Below are 16,410 nucleotides of genomic sequence, written 5' to 3' on the forward strand. Positions count from 1 at the left end.
CTCTACTCCAGGGGGGCTTCGTCTTTGAGCTGGGTAATGCGACCGGTGATCAGGCCACTCAACACATCAAGCAGGGCGATCAAAAGCCAGGCCAACCCGAGAACCATCACCGCCTGCGGCATCCAGAGCGGAACCGGAACCATGCCAATCGACACATCGCCAAAGTCGTAGCTGTCAAAAGCCAGTAAAACGCTGAACCAGGTGCCATACCCGGTAATCGCCAGCGCAATTAGCGTAACCAGGATATCCAAAGCTCGCCGGGCGCTGGCTGGCAGAGTTCTGTGCAATAGGTCAACACGGATATGGCCACCCACCGTCAGGGTATAAGCCAACCCGGTAAAGGTTGCCCCCAGCAGGAGGAACCCCGCCAGCTCAGCCAATCCGGGCACCTGGAGACCCAGGGGTTCCATCCGTAGACCCAGCAGTGCAGCATCGAGAAGCCGCCCCAACACTTGTAGCACCACCATCAACATGATGAACACGAGCTGGAATGCCGAGACGTAACCGCCAAAGCGGTACATAGAATCCAGAAACCTGCGCATGGGAATGCCCCCGGGTGGATCTTGTCAGTCCCGCAAAGAATCAGCGGGCACGATAAGCCTCAACGAGCGCCTTGCCATCCTCACCGGCACGTTCCAACCACTCCTGCTCCATCATTGCGCCGACTTCTTTCAGTCGTTTAACCAGAGCGTCACTAGGCTCGGAAACCACGATACCATTGTCTTCCATGATTTTGATCTTGGCTGCGGTTTCCGCCTTACTGGCTTCCCATCCGCGCTTCTCAGCCTCGGCGGCGGCGATTTCGATGGCGCTCTGGACGGACTCTGGAAGCCCCTCGAAAGCCTGCTTGTTAACAATGACCATGTTCTTTGGCAACCACAGTTGGGCATGATTGAAATGACTCAGATAATCCCAAGCTCGGGTATTCGCGCCCGTGGACGGAGATGTGATCATGGCGTCAACGCGCCCCGTGCCGAATGCAGTGGGGATATCAGGTACTTCAACCTGGGTCGGTATGGCACCCAGAAGCTCGGCAAGCCTCTCGCTCGATTTGTTATAGGCCCGCATTTTCACGCCCTGTAGTTCGTCGCCCGTTTTTACCGGGAAGCGGGTGTAAATACCCTGGGGAGGCCAGGGCACCGCAAAGAGAAGCTTCAGGCGCTGTTGCTCGAGACGTTCAGAAAGCAGGTCGCGGGATGCCTGCCACAGGTCCCAGGCCTCCTCGTAGTTGCTGGCCAGATAGGGAACTGAGTCCACCTCGAATAACGGATCCTCATTTGCCAATCGCGACATAATCAACTCGCCGATCGGAACCAGACCACGGCGAACCGAGTTCTTGATCTCCGGATGTTTAATGAGAGAGCCACTACTGTGAACCGTAATATTCAGCTCCCCGTCGGTGGCTTCACGCACATCTTCGGCAAACTCGCGAATATTGACAGTGTGAAAATTTGAATCCCCGTAGGGCGTCGGCATATCCCAACTAGTTTCCGCTTGGGCGTGACCAAGGGTCACAGAGAGGGCAATGGCAGTCAGGTGCTTCATCGTTATTTTCATGTCTTCCTCCTTTGCCGGGGAACTTGTCTCCAGGCAATTCACCAATGATTGTTTTTATAAGCCATGCAATCGATACCAACTCACGCACGCACATTGAAGATGTGTGCTTTTTTTAACCAATCTAGTGATGAAAAAAAGTCAGGTCAAACAATTTGCCTTAATTAACTCCACATTTTTTCATGGATATATCTACGTTTTATCAATAATTTATTTCCGTCGATCTTTAATGAGACGGCTGCCAGGTTATGAGATTTTTGGCACCCGGCCCTTAAGCCTAGGTGGCATGAGCGGTGCAATACTGGGCAACCTTCTCGACAACGCCGGCAAATGGTCCACACGGTGCGTGGAACTCTCGCTCAAGCAAAGCAGTGATATGATGCAAATCATGGTGACAGATGATGGCGCCGGTGTTGACCCAAAGGCAATGGCCAACCTGGGCCAGCGTGGGTTGAGGCTCGACGAATAAACGCCCGGTCACGGTCTGGGGCTCGCCATCGTCCGGGATATCGTCGACCGCTATGGCGGGCAGATCCGCTTTTTAGGCGGATCACATGGTGGCCTGCAAGTGGTGATTGAGTTATAGCGGCCGCTCTTGACCCTGTAGTAACTACAACGTTTAAAAAGTGCACCCAGGTTCCTTACGACAGAGGTAACAATGCACAGTCACGACCATGGCCATGATCACAGCCATCACTTCGACACCCATCACCGGTCCTTTGCCATCGCGGTGCTGCTTAACACGCTGTTTGTGGTGATTGAAGCGGTGTATGGCCTGTTGTCAGGCTCCCTGGCTCTACTGGCTGACGCCGGCCATAACCTCAGCGATGTCCTCGGGTTGATCATGGCCTGGGCGGCCAGTTGGCTGGCCAGCCGGGCCGCAACCCACAGCAAGACCTACGGTCTGAAAAAGACCACCATCCTTGCGGCCCTGTTCAACGCCCTCATTCTTATCGCCGCGGTGGGCGGGATTACCTGGGAAGCCATCCAGCGCCTGACAGACCCCGCCGATGTTGCAGGGCTGACCGTGATGGTGGTTGCCGGCATCGGCGTTCTTGTCAACGGAGCCACCATGATGCTGTTTATAAAAGGGCAGGAAGGCGACATCAATATCCGGGGCGCCTTCCTGCACATGGCCGCCGATACCGCGGTATCGGTGGGCGTGGTGATCTCGGGCATCGTTTTGATGTACACCAGCCTGGACTGGATAGACCCGGTGGTCAGCCTGGTCATTGCGGCGGTAATCTTCCTGGGCACCTGGCAGTTGCTGAAGGACTCGGTCAACCTGGCGGTCGATGCGGTACCCAGGGGAATCGATCCCGCTGCGGTCCGCCAACGCCTGGAAGGGCTGCCCGGGGTGCGCTCGGCCCATCATCTGCACATCTGGGCCCTGAGCACCACCGAGAACGCCCTCACCGTCCACCTGGTGAAGCCGGATCCCCAAGGCGATGACCGCGTCATCAACGATGCGTCGGAGCTGCTGGCAAAAGAATTCAACATCCAGCATACGACCATTCAATGGGAGCGGGATGATTGCGAATGCCCGAACGCCAGCTACTGTTAACGCTGTATGCAGGTGAATAGCCGGGCCACGCGGGCTCCGGCAAAACAACAAGATCACCCTTGATCCGGCAACCCTATGACACTGCTTGATTACCTGAAGCCTTACGATTTCTCACCGTTGACGTTGCTGAGCTTCATGCTCGCACTGGCGTTCTACGGCATCGGGCTGTTACGGATGCCTGAGGAGGACAGACCCGGGCCGGTCAGAATCGTTGCTTTCGTTCTCGGCGTTATGATCTGTTACGGGGTGATGCAGACCCGCTTTGACTACTACTCCCAGTACATGTTTTTCGTCCATCGCGGCCAACACCTGATACTGCATCATCTCGGGCCGATCCTGATTGCCCTGTCCAACCCATTGCCGGTCATGCGGTTCTGGTACCGAAAAATGAGTCCTGGCCTGAAAAGCGGGCTGCGGCCCCTGGGGTGGGTGTATCGATTTCTTCAACACCCCCTGATCGCCTCCGTACTGTTTGTCGGGCTGATCTATTTCTGGTTATGGCCGCCCATTCATTTTGATGCCATGCTCAGCCGAAACCTTTACTGGGTCATGAACTGGAGCATGCTGGTTGACGGGATGCTGTTCTGGTGGTTGATTTTTGATCCCCGCCCACCGGCCATCACCTCGTCGCTGGGATACGGCAAGCGCATCCTGCTCCTGGCGCTGGTGGCGATACCGCAGATGATACTCGGCGCCATGATCGTGTTTGCCAGGGATATGGTCTACGACGTTTACGAGGTCTGTGGCCGGGCCTGGCCCATGGCACCGGAAACCGACCAACTGCTGGGCGGCCTGCTTACCTGGATTCCGCCAGCAATGATGAGCATCCTGGGCATCCTGATTATCCTGAGACGCGCCATGCATGAAGATGGAAGTATCACCCGCCGTTCCAGCCAGATGAGGGAGACCATGCCATGAGTAACAGCCCCTTCCGGACACCGGCCCGTAAGTTGCGGCTGTTCACCCTGATTCTGACCACATTGTTGCTCGGTGGCTGCTCGGGCGGCAATGAGAGCTGGAACGGCAAGGACATCAGTGGCCTGATGCCCACCCTGGCGTTTGAATTAACAGACAGCCAGGGCCGGACGGTGACGGCGGCGCAGTTTGACGGCAAGGTAAGGCTGCTGTTTTTCGGTTTCACTTCATGCCCGGACGTCTGCCCTACCACGCTGCAAAAACTGAATCAGGCCACCAAAGGTCTCCCTGAGGGACTTGAGGACGACGTCCTGACCCTGTTCGTCAGCGTTGATCCGGAGCGGGATTCCCCGGAACGCCTGGCGTCCTATGTCAGCTTTTTTGGTGACGGGATCGTCGGGCTTACCGGCACGGAACCTCAGCTTCGCGAACTGGCCAAACGCTATCGAACCACTTTCGGTTATGAGGAACCGGACAACAGTGGCAACTATGCGGTTTCTCACAGCAGTGCGGTTTACGTTTTTGACCGTGAAGGCAAGGCGCGGCTGCTGATCCGTCCGGACCTTGGCGTAAAAGCCATTCGCCAGGACCTGATCGCCCTCGCCGGAGCGGAGACGGAATGACCGGCCAGGATCGTCCCGGCATATATTCTGGGGAGCACACAGTTTGAAAATCGGCGAACTGGCACGCATCACAGGCGTGCCATCAGAAACCATCCGCTACTACGAAAAAATCGGGCTTTTGCCGGAACCGGACCGGGACAGCAGCGGCTACCGCTCTTACCACCCCGGCCATCTGGAGCGGCTGCTGTTCATCAAACGCTGCCGCAACCTGGATATGGCCCAGGACGAAATCCGCGAACTGATCCGGCTGGCCGATCAGCCGGAGGCGGATTGCCGTGGTGTGGATGCGCTGCTTGCAAACCACCTGAACCATGTCCGGGAACGCCTGAAGGAGCTGGAGAGCCTTGAACACACTCTGGTGCAGCTGCAGAAGGCCTGCTCCGAGAACGGCACGGTCCGGGAGTGCGGCATTCTTGGCGGGCTCAGTTCAGAACTCGAAAGCCTGGAAACTGAGGACCGGCACAATCATGTGCCTGGCACCCACGGCCCCGGTCAGAGCTGAACCGACAGCGAAAGCGAAGGAAAGCGCTTGACCCTGTAGCAACTACAGGGTTTTCAATAAGATCATCTGAACACAGGAGGTCTTTATGGCGTGCAGTTGTTCTGCCCCCGAACCCAAGTCCCCGGCTCCGGGCTTCCGCAGGGCGTTGTGGATTGCCCTGTGGGTCAATCTGGCGATGTTCGTTGTCGAAGGCCTGGCCAGCCTCTCGTCCGGATCGGTTTCCCTCATGGCGGACGCCATCGATTTCTTTGGTGACAGCGCCAACTACATACTGTCCCTCACCGTGCTCTCCATGGGCATGCTGTGGCGCGGACGCGCGGCCATGGTCAAGGGCATCACCATGACGGCGTTCGGCCTGGTGGTCTGGGCCAGGGCGGTCTGGGTGGTTCAGGCGGGCATCACACCGGATCCCATGACCATGGGTGCCGTGGGCCTGCTGGCCCTGGCTACCAACGTCAGTGTCGCAGTCATGCTTTTCCGCTTTCGGGATGGCGACTCGGACATGCGCTCGGTCTGGCTGTGCAGCCGCAATGATGCCATCAGCAACATCGCCGTTATGGTGGCAGCCCTGGGCGTGTTTGGCACAGGGACTGCCTGGCCGGATCTTATGGTCGCCGCCATCATGGGTACGCTCGCCATTACCGCCGGCGTCAGCGTGATACGCCATGCCCGCAATGACATTGCCGGTGCCAAAGCCGGCCCGGTTGAGCTGACACCGGAAGTGTCGAGCCCGCAAGGCCATTAAAACGCCAGGGAAATCATCACCGGAATAAACGCCAGGGCAAACAGCGTGGTCAGCAGCACCGTACCCGCTGCCTGCCTTGGCGAGGTATCCAGCAGGGTGGCAATAACCACGGTATTGGCGGCAATCGGCGTGATCGAAATCAGGAACATGGCCTTGTGAACGGCGGGCTCATAAATGCCCAGCACGGTTGCATCCAGCCACCAGAACACGATGGCCACCAGTGGCCAGACTACGAACTTCCCGAAGAACGCCAGTGCCGTGAAACGGACGTTGCCGGCCAGCCCGCGAAAGCTGGTAATGCTCATGCCAATAATCATCATGCCCAGAATGCTGTAAGCCCCCCGCAGGTTGTCGAACAGCGGCACAAAAATATCCGGAATGCCGACCCCCGCCAGATTCAGCGCCACGGCAGCCAGAAAGGCATATACCGAAGGCAGCTTCAGAACCCGTATCAGAGCATCCCGGATGCTGTACCGTCCCCGTGCCGCCAAATAGAAACCCACCGAGTTCTCGAACAGGGTGGTGCCCAGCATGCACACGATGTAGAGCCCCAGCCCTTCCTCCCCGAACAACAAGAGCGCCACCGGCACCCCGAAGTACCCGGTATTCCCGGAACCCACGCACAGAGGAATGATGTTGGCACTGCCGTCAGTGAGCACTTTTTTCGCCAGCGTCATCTGAGCGATGCCAAGCAGCGATGCCAGCCCGAATACCAGAAACGGCAGCATGATGACCTCGGCGGAGAGCGGCGCCGCCATTACTCCGGAGAACACCACCGACGGGGTGACGATGTACAGCATGATGCCTGCAATGTGCCGGCCACTGGCCTCAAGATACCGGCCGGCCACCCAACCCAGAACCACCGTTACATAAAGCGGAATCAGCTTGAAGAACAGAGCAAATGCGGCAGCCATCGGCACTCCAATTGAGCAAGTGGGTTCTGAAGGACAAGCCGCGCAGTCTACCACCTACCTACCCGGAGGTAACTCTCCTACTTAATGGTGGGAATTCGGGCAATGCTTGATATTCAGTAACCCCGGGAGTCAGGATGATTAATCGACGGAATGAAAAAGCGTTAATGATTTAAGTCATTTCCGAAGATTCTTTTTTGATACGATAATTGGCCTACAGTTCAAACAGAGTCAACGCCATGAATTCGGTTTTCAGGCCAGACGCATCCTCGCCCCCCTGCATGCTGGGAGAAGACAACCCGGACATCATCCATCAGGAGGCCGCGCCCAGCTCGACGGCGCTGCTGAACGGTCTGGGCCGGATATTCGGTGTTCGGGTGGCAGGCCATGAGGACGATCCCGGCGTGCGGTTTCTGGCAGACCTCGCCCGCCTGTTCCATCAGCGCCGGGTAGACGCGGACACCAACCTGGAGAAACACGACTCGCCCTGGGCCAACGTCTACCTGATCCAGTACGGCATACTCCGGCTGTTCCGTGAGGCGCCCAACGGCAAAATCTCCGTCCACCACTTTTTCTCCGAGGGCGACATGGTGTGGCCCGTCTTTGGCCGCACCCGCACCGTGCGCAATACCCTGTGCCTGACGCCCAGCACGCCGGCAACACTCTGGGTTGCGGACTTCTCATCCTTCAGATCCGCCATTCAGTCTCATGGGGAGGGGCTGTGGCCGAAATTCGCCCTGGCCCTGACCGAGGAAATCGCCGAACTGACCAGCATGAGGGAGTTCCGGAAGCACACAATGCCCGCCCGGGACCGATACCAGTTGCTGCTGGAAGAATACCCGGAACTGGTCAGGCGTGTGCCGGACAATCAGTTGGCATCCTGGCTGGGTGTCGTACCGGCAACCTTCTCCCGACTGAAAACCGGCGCTGCCGCCAAGCAGCTGTAATTCGAGGTGCAAGGCCGGACGCCGCCGTAAAGGGAGGCGTTATAGAAGAGGGGCGCAGGACAAAAAAAGGGCAGCAAGCTCTCGCCCACTGCCCTGAAAACGCTCAACGCTTACTCAATACTTACCTCAGTACTTGCTGCTAGCCGTTCAGTTTCACCGCCAGCTCTGCCACATGCTTGCCCTGGAAACGGGCAATCGTCAGTTCTTTCTCGCTCGGTTGCCGGGAGCCGTCACCACCGGCAATGGTCGACGCACCGTAGGGTGTTCCGCCATTGAGTTCGGAAATGTCGAAAAATTCCGGAATACCATAACCCAGAGGCACCAGTACCATGCCGTGGTGCGCCAGCGTCGTCCAGAACGAGCTGATGGTATGCTCCTGACCACCACCGGTAGCGGTGGAGGTGAACACGCTGCCCAGCTTTCCGTGCAGCTTGCCTCCCGCCCACAGGCCACCGGTCTGGTCCAGGAAGGTGCGCATCTGGCCCGACATGTTGCCGAACCGGGTCGGCGTGCCGAAGATGATGGCATCGTATTCCGGCAACTCTTGCGGGGTTGCCACGGGAGCCTCCTGGTCTGCCTTGCCGCCGGCACCGAGGAACGCCTGATCCGACATGGTTTCCGGCACCCGCTTGATGGTTACCTCGGCACCGTCCACCCCTTTCGCGCCTTCCGCAATGGCTTGCGCCATCGTCTCAATATGACCGTACATCGAGTAGTAAAGAACCAGTACTTTTGCCATCGGTGGAACCTCCTCTGTTTTTGATTCAATAACCAGACCTTAGCTGGCAACGGAGGACAGTGAAACCGGAAGTTTTCCGGCAGGTCGTTCAGTTTTTCTGAACAGGGTCACAGGATGTTCATCGCGGGCCATTGCGTACACCTGTACGCTCAAGTACCTTGTCTGCATGACCAAGACGGAAGACCTTTCGATGACAACAGCCCCCTCCCCTGCCAACAACATTCATCATCGCATCGAGGAATGGCTGAACAGCGCCACCCATGGTCTGGGCGCCCTGCTCAGCCTGATCGGAACCATCGCCCTGATCATTGGCGCCAGCCAGCTCGGTGACGTCTGGAAGATTGTCAGCTTCAGCATCTTTGGCGCTTCCCTCATTCTGCTGTACCTGGCCTCGGCCCTCTATCATGGTGCCCGGCGGCCGGAGCTGAAAAGGGCCTTCAAAACCCTGGACCACTGCGCCATCTTCCTGCTGATTGCGGGTACCTATACACCGTTTCTTCTGGTGAACATGCGCGGCAGCGTAGGCTGGACACTGTTTGCGGTCATCTGGTCGCTGGCGATCGCCGGTATTGTCCTGAAGGTTATTTTCAGGAACCGTTTCAAGCTTGCCCGTGTTGGTATCTATGTCGCCATGGGCTGGCTGATCACCGTCGCCGCCTCCGACCTGGCTGCCAGCCTGAATGACACGGCGCTGTACCTCACCATCGCCGGGGGCGTTCTTTACACCGCCGGCGTCGCCTTCTATCTGGCAGACCGCATTCCCTACATGCATGCCGTCTGGCACCTGTTCGTGATTGGCGGCAGTGCCTGCCACTTCAGTGCAGTCTATTTCGGCGTTCTGCCCTACACGGTCTGATCAGAACCCCCACACCATCGCCATCAGTACACCCCAGGCGAGCAGGGACGCGGCCATAACGGTGTAGGTGGCTGACATGACCTCCACGTCATTGTCCGTCCGCCCACAAAGGGAGCGAACGCCCTGGTACACCAGGGCACAGGACAGGAACAACCCCGCAAACACCGCCACCACACTCACCGCCAGCGCCGGCACCAGCAACGCCAGTGACGACAGCCAGAGCGGCAGCGGCGCAATCGCCGCGAGCAGATAGGCATCCCGGTAACTCATCGTGAGTTGCTGGCTGTTCATCACCGCGTGGATCAGCCAGCCCATCACGAAAAACGTGAGCAATTCGGCCAGAAACAGGATGGTGGTGATAAACCGCCATTCCTTCTCACCAAAGCCCTGAACGAAGCCATCGCCATAATGGGTGCCTGCGTAGTAAAGCAGCACCGGCGGCAGAAACGACAAAGGAACCACAACAACCCAGGCCAGGAACGGAATGGAAAGATCCAGACGCCGCAACTCCGACCAGGCGCCATTACCGGAAAAGGGCAGACGGGCAAGCTGTGTAATATTCATAATGCACCTTTACAATGTGTCCCATGTTACTTTTACTGATAGCTCCGGGACGCGAGCCGGTCAAGGATACAAGATGACTTCGGACAACCCGGGCAAGCCCCGCAAAAACCTTCATGCATTCTGGTTGTTCTTTCCCGCCGCCTCGGTTCTGGCCGCACTGGCGGTGCCGCTGTCGGTTTACGCCGTCCTCTCTGGCTCTGGCTGGCCTCCGGGGCTTCTGGGTTCCGGCCATGGCCATGAACTGATTTTCGGATTTGCCCTGGCACTGATTGCCGGCTACACCCTGGGGCCCCAACCACGCCGGGTGCTCACCTCGCTGTTCGTGTTATGGCTTCTCGCCCGGCTCAGCTGGTTGCTGGCTCCCGAGAGCCTGGCCGCACAAATCCTCAGCCCGGCGTATGCCCTGTTGCTCGCCCGCCACGCCGTTCCCCGATTTCAGGCCGCCAAGAAGTGGCGCAACCGGCTTGCCGGCCCGCTGATACTGGTGCTGTGTCTGCTGTCGGTGGTGTTCTGGCTGGCCAGGGGGCCCCTTGCCGGGTCTATTCCGGCCGCACCCGACGCCCGCCGGGTGATGACCGCTGCCATCATTGGCCTGTTGCTGCTGATGACGTTTATCGGGGGCAGGCTCATAGCGCCGGCGGTGGCAGGCACCCTGGAAAAGCGGGGCATTGGCCTGGAGGCACGGGTACAACCGAGGATTGAAGGCGCATTGCTGATCATGCTTCCGCTGGCCCTGGCTCTCACCTTTGTACCATTCGCGGCGCCGGCCGCCGGGCTGTTGTTGATGCTCTCGGCCGTCCTGATCGGGGTTCGGGCCATCCGCTGGAAGCTCTGGCATTGCCGCAACCGGCCTGATCTGCTGGTTCTCGCCCTCGGTTACCTCTGGCTGGCGGCGGGCGCCGGCGCCATCGGGTTCAACCTGCTACAGGGTTCCAATCCAATACCCTCGCTGCATCTGGTCACCGTGGGCGCCCTGGGCACACTGTCCACCAGTGTCATGCTCAGGCTGGCCTGGCAGCGTGCCAGGCGAACGACACCCCCTGCCTGGCAGGTGCTAGGTACGGCTATCGCCATGGCTGTTGCAGCCCTGGCCCGGTACGGGGCGGGCATAACGCCTTTTGCAGAACCCGGCCTGCTCTGGTTGTCGGCGCTTAGCTGGTCCGGCACCTACGCGCTGGTTGCCCTGCAGCTGGCTGGGCTGTTCCGGCAAAGCCTGAATCGCCGGAAATGATTGGCTACCTCTACTGCGCCGTTGGCAGAAACGCCTACCCATTTCGGGATATCACCAACGCATCCTATTGAAATTGCGTATTTTTTAAGCCGAAAAACAGGGTGCAAACACAGCCTGAAAACCGGGAACATCGGATAGCGATCTGTCCTTGAGCAATATCAAGAATGACTCCCCGCCCTGCTTTGCACAATGGTACCGAGAAGCCCGGATGCCGCCCGATTTGCGGCCAGGGGCATGTTAAACGAGGGAGTCAAAATCATGGCCAAAACCAACGCAGACATCGAACACTGGGATGTCGAAAACGAAGAATTCTGGGAGCAGGAAGGCAAGCGCATCGCCTCCCGCAACCTGTGGATTTCCATACCCAGCCTGCTGATGGGCTTTGCCGTCTGGCTGATGTGGGGAATGATCACCACCCAGATGAAGAATCTGGGCTTCCCCTTCAGCATTGAGCAGCTTTTCACCCTCTCTGCGATCGCCGGCCTGTCCGGCGCCACCTTGCGGATCCCCGCCTCATTCATGATCAAGATTGCCGGCGGGCGCAACACCGTGTTCCTGACCACAGCCCTGCTGATGATTCCTGCTGCCGGCACCGGCATCGCCCTGATGACCCCGGGTACGCCTTTTATCGTGTTCCAGGCTCTGGCACTGCTCTCGGGGATCGGTGGCGGCAACTTCGCCTGCTCCATGAGCAACATCAGCACCTTCTACCCGAAAAGCAAACAGGGCTATGGCCTGGGTATGAACGCCGGGCTGGGTAACTTCGGCGTGACCACCATGCAGGTGGTGATTCCGCTGGTGATGACGGTGGGTATCTTCGGCGGCCTGGCCGGCGACCCGATGCAACTGCAAAGCCCCAGCGGCACGCTGATCGGCCGGATTGAGGCGGGCACCGACACCTGGATCCAGAACGCCGGCTTTATCTGGCTGGTGTTCCTGATCCCGCTGGCATTTGCCGGCTGGTTCGGCATGAACAACCTTAAGGTGGTTACGCCGGAGCCCGGCAACCCGATGTCGGCCTTTGGCAAGATTCTCGGGCTCTATGGCGTTGGCATACTGACCTCCATCGCCGGTGTCTGGGCCCTGAGCGTGCTGAACATGTGGCTGGCCCTGCCCCTGACCATCATCCTGACGGTGGTACTGCTGCGCCTGATCCCGGGCAAGATCCAGCCCAACATCAAGAAGCAGTTCGAGATTTTCAGCAACAAGCACACCTGGTCGATGACCGTGCTCTACATCCTGACCTTCGGCTCCTTCATCGGTTTCTCGGCAGCCCTGCCGCTGTCTATCAGCGTAATCTTCGGAAACATGATGGACGTTGCTGCCGACGGCACCATGACCCGGGTGGTGAACCCTGATGCCCCGAGCGCACTCACCTGGGCCTGGATGGGCCCCTTCGTGGGCGCCCTGATTCGCCCGGTCGGCGGCTGGATTTCCGACAAGGTCGGCGGCTCCATCGTTACCCAGATCATCTCGGTTGTGATGGTTGGCGCCTCGGTGGCTACCGGCTATGTGATGATGCTGGCGTACAACTCCACCGATCCGAATGCCTACTTTGCGCCCTTCCTGATCCTGTTCATCATCATGTTTGCGGCCAGCGGCATCGGCAACGGCTCCACCTTCCGGAGCATCGGCTTCATCTTCAACCAACAGCAGAAAGGCCCGGTTCTGGGCTGGACCTCCGCGGTTGCCGCCTACGGTGCATTCATCGCCCCCAGGGTGATGGGCCAGCAAATCCAGGCCGGGACTCCGGAAGTGGCGATGTACGGGTTTGCGGTGTTCTATGCGCTCTGCCTGGTGGTTAACTGGTGGTTCTATCTGCGCAAGAATGCGTATATCAAGAATCCCTGATGCTCAGACGTTGAATAAGGCCTCCTTCCGGAGGCCTTCTACTTTCCGGACCGGTCAGGTTTCTCTGAGTCAGCCCCAAGGTGCGAAAAGGCTTCAAGCTGCCAGATCTTTTCTGCACGACTGCCCAGGTACCAGAAACTCACCGCCAGAATGCCGAAGAAGAGCGCCTTGTGCGTTTCATCCCAGAAATACTCGAAAAAACGGGTGTACAGGTTGATAAACAGAAACGTGAGTCCGAATCCCCGCGTCATGCCATCGTCGTAACGAAGCCCATGATAGATGGACGCCACTGCTGCCAACCCGAACAAGACCGACCAGTGCAGCAACTCCAGATGGCCGGCACGCTCCCAGTTCTCGATATCGCCGTAGTTTCCGAAAATCGACATGATCCATAGCGCGACAAACAGATACAGCAACCCAATGGCTTTGGTTGGGCCCAGAAACGCGCGGTGATCCCGCCAGCGGGTAAACAGCCAACTGCCGACAGTCAGCAACAGCAGCCCGAAAAACACGAAACGCAACGGCAGGTTCATGCCCAGGTAATAGGCGCCCCAGCCGGACAGATACCCGGTTTCTGCACCGAACCAGCTGCCCAGCGACAACAGCGAAAACACCCACACAAGAGTGGACGGAAACCAGAGCCCGAGCAGCCCATACAGAATAGCGGCCAGCAGTAATAGCAATGAGAAATGATCTGACCCGGTACTCATGGCTTCACCAAGAAACCCGATAGCGGCCGCCGTGGCAACGACACCGAAAAAGAAGATCGCCTCATTGGTGAATTTGCGGCCGGGTAACCGCCTTTTCCGCCTCAGCCCTGTGTTGTAGAGCACCGCAGCTATCACCGTAAAAGCTGCGCACTTGACCCAGGGTGATGCCGAAAAGACCCGCTCTAAAAGCGTCATCAGCCATTCGTCAGCAAGGGCCGCCGTGATTGCAACAAGTGTGCAGGCGATGGAAACCCAAAGGGCATATCGGGCAACCCGCCTCCAGTCGAGCACATGGACCTGAACGGAATTGTTCAGCTCCCGAGCCTGAGCAGCCGACAACATTCCATCCGCTTGCCATTGATCAATTGCTCTCTGGATCAGTTGGCCTTCCTTGCGTGACACTCTCATCATTCTTCCCTCCGATTGAACAAATGTCGGGGGACGATCATGCCACGGCCTCAGACATTTGTCCTGCCAACAAAAAAGCCCGCAGGGATCACTCCAAGCGGGCTTGTGGGCTGTGTGTTTCTGGGTATCAGGTCGCCACAGCGGCCTTCCGGCGACGCTCCTCTTCTTCAATCTGCCGATCCACGGAGGACAGCTGGTATTCCTCGGAGAACCCGCTTTCCGGCTCTTTCAACCACATCATGCACAGCAGCCAGCTGATAAACGCGCCGCCAGCGATAATGTAGAAGAACTGGGTCGGGGTTACGAAGGTGAAGATAGTCAGATAAACCACCGCGCCCACGTTGCCATAAGCCCCGGCCATGCCAGAGATCTGGCCGGTGAGACGGCGCTTGATGGAAGGGATGATTCCGAAAGTAGCACCCTCGGCACCCTGCACGAAGAACGAAGTGAACACGGTGATGCCCACGGCAATGATCAACGGCCAGTTGGAGTTCAACAGGCCCATCAGCCCGAAGCCCACGGCGATGCCGAACATATAGCTGAGCATAACGAACCGGCGATTGCCCATGCGGTCTGAAACCAGGCCGCCCATCGGGCGTGCCACCAGGTTCACGAAGGCGAAGGACGCAGCAATCAGGCCTGCCGCGGTGGCACTCAGGCTCCAGGTTTCCTCGAAAAACATCGGCAACATGGAGACCACGGCCAGCTCGGCGCCAAAGTTGGCAAAGTAGGTGCTGTTGAGCGCTGCCACGCTGTTGAACGGGTACTTGTCATCCTCCGGCACGCCTTTTTTCAGAATCGGCACGTTCACCCGCAGGATCTGGATAATCTGGTAAGCGACGATGGCCACAATCACCGCGTAACTGATGACCGCCCCCGTGGCACTCAGATAGCCCATGTTCTCGATACGCCAGACCAGGATGCCCAGAACGCCCACCAGGGGAATGGTCCAGAGGATCAGTTTGATCATGTCACCCCAACTGCTGACTTCCAGCGCCACCGCCTTGCGCGGCTTGCGATGAACTGTGCCCTCAGGGCCGTCGGTAATGGCGAACCAGTAGTAAACGCCATAGGCTGCCATCACGATCGCGCTCTGGGCAATGGCCCAGCGCCAGCCATCCTCACCGCCATACATCTGCAGGGCGATGGTGGGCAGGGTGATCGCCGCAGCGGCAGAGCCGAAATTGCCCCAGCCGGCATAGAAGCCTTCGGCAAAGCCGATGTCTTTCGGCTTGAACCACATGGCGGTCATGTGGATGCCCACCACAAAGCTGGCACCAATGGAGCTGAGCACCAGACGGCTGACCAGCAACTGGGTCATGGTGTTGCCGAAGGCAAACACCAGGGCCGGGATGGACATCAGGACCATCAGCACCGAGAACACGCGACGCGGGCCGAAACGGTCCAGGGCCATGCCGACGATGATCCGGGCCGGAATGGTCAGCGCCACGTTGCAGATGGCAAACAGGCGAAGGTCATCGGCGGTGAGCCAGTCGACGCTCTTTAGCATGCTCGATGCCAGCGGCGCCATGTTGAACCACACGTAGAAGGTTATAAAGAATGCGATCCAGGTCAGGTGCAGCGCCCTGATCTCCGGATTCTTGACGTGAAAAACGTCTGCGACTTTCATGTCAGCCTCCCTGGGCTATCAGCTACCGAAACAGTTTTTGGCCAGACTCAACGGCTGGGCAGGATAAGCAGCGGGCACTGGATGCGGCGGGCGAGGAAGGAACTCACGCTGCCGAAGGTCATGTAATCCAGTTCGTCCACGAAATAGGTCAGAGAGCGGGCAATAAAGCCGCCGTCAGGCTCATGGCTGTGGCGGGCGATCACCAGCATGTCGGGGTGAATCTTTTTCTCGGCCGCGAACAGCAACATCTTTCGGGCATCGCCTTCCAGAAGCATGTTTTCGGCAGATATCTGTTCCTGTTCACATACTTCCATGGCCTCGGCGATGTGCTTTTTCAGATCGGCCACCTCTTCCTGGAACATGTCCTCATTTCCGGAGGTGATGTCGCGGGGGTTTTCAGCCACCGCGACCAGGGTAATCACGGGTTTGAGATCGCGGAACATGGTGATGGTCTGGGCCAGTGCCAGCCTGGCATTCCGCGAGCCGTCGTAGGCAATCATGATTTTCATCTGTGGGTTCTCCCGAAGGCGTTTTCGGCGCCCTTTCCACGCACACCTGAAAGGGCAGCCATTGATATCTGTCAGCATTAGCCCACACTCGGATACCGCCCATAATTGATGTAAATCAACGCTTACCGCGCCTACCCCACGAGAGAAATCG

17 protein-coding genes and 1 pseudogene are annotated in these 16,410 nt (G+C 58.3%); 10 read left to right on the forward strand and 8 right to left on the reverse strand.

The features are described 5' to 3' along the window. Positions 1 to 2 precede the first annotated feature (2 nt). Together msub_RS11935 and msub_RS11940 are read right to left on the reverse strand one after the other, a co-directional pair. Positions 3 to 542 carry a TRAP transporter small permease gene (locus tag msub_RS11935; protein ID WP_048496222.1) on the reverse strand — a complete coding sequence of 180 codons (540 nt, stop codon included), beginning with the start codon at positions 540 to 542 and terminating at the stop codon, positions 3 to 5. Positions 543 to 582: 40 nt separating this feature from the next. Continuing rightward, positions 583 to 1,557, reverse strand: a complete 975-nt coding sequence (locus msub_RS11940; protein ID WP_048496223.1) for a TRAP transporter substrate-binding protein — start codon at positions 1,555 to 1,557, stop codon at positions 583 to 585. 295 nt (positions 1,558 to 1,852) lie between these two features. On the opposite strand from msub_RS11940, the pseudogene msub_RS22380 reads away from it, so the two are divergent. From msub_RS22380 to msub_RS11970, 6 genes and pseudogenes are all read left to right on the forward strand, one after another. Beyond that, positions 1,853 to 2,140, forward strand: a pseudogene (locus tag msub_RS22380) (ATP-binding protein); the annotation flags it as partial. A 72-nt stretch (positions 2,141 to 2,212) separates the two neighbouring features. Beyond that, complete coding sequence (locus tag msub_RS11950) at positions 2,213 to 3,118, forward strand: cation diffusion facilitator family transporter (RefSeq protein ID WP_048496225.1); 906 nt, start codon at positions 2,213 to 2,215, stop codon at positions 3,116 to 3,118. 75 nt (positions 3,119 to 3,193) lie between these two features. Next, positions 3,194 to 4,036 (forward strand): cytochrome c oxidase assembly protein, encoded by an 843-nt coding sequence (locus msub_RS11955; RefSeq protein ID WP_048496226.1) that lies wholly within the window; start codon positions 3,194 to 3,196, stop codon positions 4,034 to 4,036. Next, on the forward strand, positions 4,033 to 4,656 hold the full coding sequence (locus msub_RS11960; protein ID WP_048496227.1) for an SCO family protein: 624 nt from the start codon (positions 4,033 to 4,035) through the stop codon (positions 4,654 to 4,656). Before msub_RS11955 ends, msub_RS11960 begins: the two co-directional genes overlap by 4 nt. 43 nt (positions 4,657 to 4,699) lie before the next feature. Then, on the forward strand, positions 4,700 to 5,158 hold the full coding sequence (cadR, locus tag msub_RS11965; RefSeq protein WP_048496228.1) for a Cd(II)/Pb(II)-responsive transcriptional regulator: 459 nt from the start codon (positions 4,700 to 4,702) through the stop codon (positions 5,156 to 5,158). Between the two features lie 85 nt (positions 5,159 to 5,243). Beyond that, positions 5,244 to 5,903 (forward strand): cation diffusion facilitator family transporter, encoded by a 660-nt coding sequence (locus msub_RS11970; RefSeq protein WP_048496229.1) that lies wholly within the window; start codon positions 5,244 to 5,246, stop codon positions 5,901 to 5,903. Here msub_RS11970 and msub_RS11975 read toward each other — a convergent pair. After that, complete coding sequence (locus tag msub_RS11975) at positions 5,900 to 6,817, reverse strand: AEC family transporter (RefSeq protein WP_048496230.1); 918 nt, start codon at positions 6,815 to 6,817, stop codon at positions 5,900 to 5,902. The two genes, msub_RS11970 and msub_RS11975, sit on opposite strands and share 4 nt — an antisense overlap. Positions 6,818 to 7,053: 236 nt before the next feature. On the opposite strand from msub_RS11975, the gene msub_RS11980 reads away from it, so the two are divergent. Further along, a complete protein-coding gene (locus tag msub_RS11980; RefSeq protein ID WP_048496231.1) occupies positions 7,054 to 7,761 on the forward strand; it encodes a Crp/Fnr family transcriptional regulator in 708 nt (235 codons plus the stop codon). 139 nt (positions 7,762 to 7,900) lie between these two features. On the opposite strand, the gene wrbA is transcribed toward msub_RS11980, so the two are convergent. Beyond that, positions 7,901 to 8,500 carry an NAD(P)H:quinone oxidoreductase gene (gene wrbA, locus msub_RS11985; RefSeq protein ID WP_048496232.1) on the reverse strand — a complete coding sequence of 200 codons (600 nt, stop codon included), beginning with the start codon at positions 8,498 to 8,500 and terminating at the stop codon, positions 7,901 to 7,903. A gap of 190 nt (positions 8,501 to 8,690) precedes the next feature. Here wrbA and trhA point away from each other — a divergent pair, with 190 nt between their 5' ends. Further along, positions 8,691 to 9,356 carry a PAQR family membrane homeostasis protein TrhA gene (gene trhA / locus msub_RS11990; RefSeq protein WP_227506717.1) on the forward strand — a complete coding sequence of 222 codons (666 nt, stop codon included), beginning with the start codon at positions 8,691 to 8,693 and terminating at the stop codon, positions 9,354 to 9,356. Here the strand turns inward: trhA and msub_RS11995 are convergent, their stop codons facing one another. After that, positions 9,357 to 9,920 (reverse strand): Yip1 family protein, encoded by a 564-nt coding sequence (locus msub_RS11995; RefSeq protein ID WP_048496234.1) that lies wholly within the window; start codon positions 9,918 to 9,920, stop codon positions 9,357 to 9,359. Between the two features lie 73 nt (positions 9,921 to 9,993). On the opposite strand from msub_RS11995, the gene msub_RS12000 reads away from it, so the two are divergent. Together msub_RS12000 and msub_RS12005 are read left to right on the forward strand one after the other, a co-directional pair. Further along, the gene (locus msub_RS12000; RefSeq protein ID WP_048496235.1) at positions 9,994 to 11,151 is read left to right on the forward strand and encodes an NnrS family protein; all 1,158 of its coding nucleotides are present in this window, start codon (positions 9,994 to 9,996) and stop codon (positions 11,149 to 11,151) included. A gap of 258 nt (positions 11,152 to 11,409) precedes the next feature. After that, positions 11,410 to 13,002 carry an MFS transporter gene (locus msub_RS12005; RefSeq protein WP_048497092.1) on the forward strand — a complete coding sequence of 531 codons (1,593 nt, stop codon included), beginning with the start codon at positions 11,410 to 11,412 and terminating at the stop codon, positions 13,000 to 13,002. Positions 13,003 to 13,040: 38 nt separating this feature from the next. Here the strand turns inward: msub_RS12005 and msub_RS12010 are convergent, their stop codons facing one another. From msub_RS12010 to msub_RS12020, 3 genes are all read right to left on the reverse strand, one after another. Continuing rightward, the gene (locus msub_RS12010; protein ID WP_197083828.1) at positions 13,041 to 14,123 is read right to left on the reverse strand and encodes a DUF2157 domain-containing protein; all 1,083 of its coding nucleotides are present in this window, start codon (positions 14,121 to 14,123) and stop codon (positions 13,041 to 13,043) included. A 124-nt stretch (positions 14,124 to 14,247) separates the two neighbouring features. Continuing rightward, positions 14,248 to 15,750 (reverse strand): MFS transporter, encoded by a 1,503-nt coding sequence (locus msub_RS12015; protein WP_048496237.1) that lies wholly within the window; start codon positions 15,748 to 15,750, stop codon positions 14,248 to 14,250. A 47-nt stretch (positions 15,751 to 15,797) separates the two neighbouring features. Then, positions 15,798 to 16,259 (reverse strand): universal stress protein, encoded by a 462-nt coding sequence (locus tag msub_RS12020; protein ID WP_048496238.1) that lies wholly within the window; start codon positions 16,257 to 16,259, stop codon positions 15,798 to 15,800. Positions 16,260 to 16,410 lie beyond the last annotated feature (151 nt).

Origin of the sequence: Marinobacter subterrani, assembly GCF_001045555.1 — a bacterium.
GTDB lineage: Bacteria > Pseudomonadota > Gammaproteobacteria > Pseudomonadales > Oleiphilaceae > Marinobacter > Marinobacter subterrani.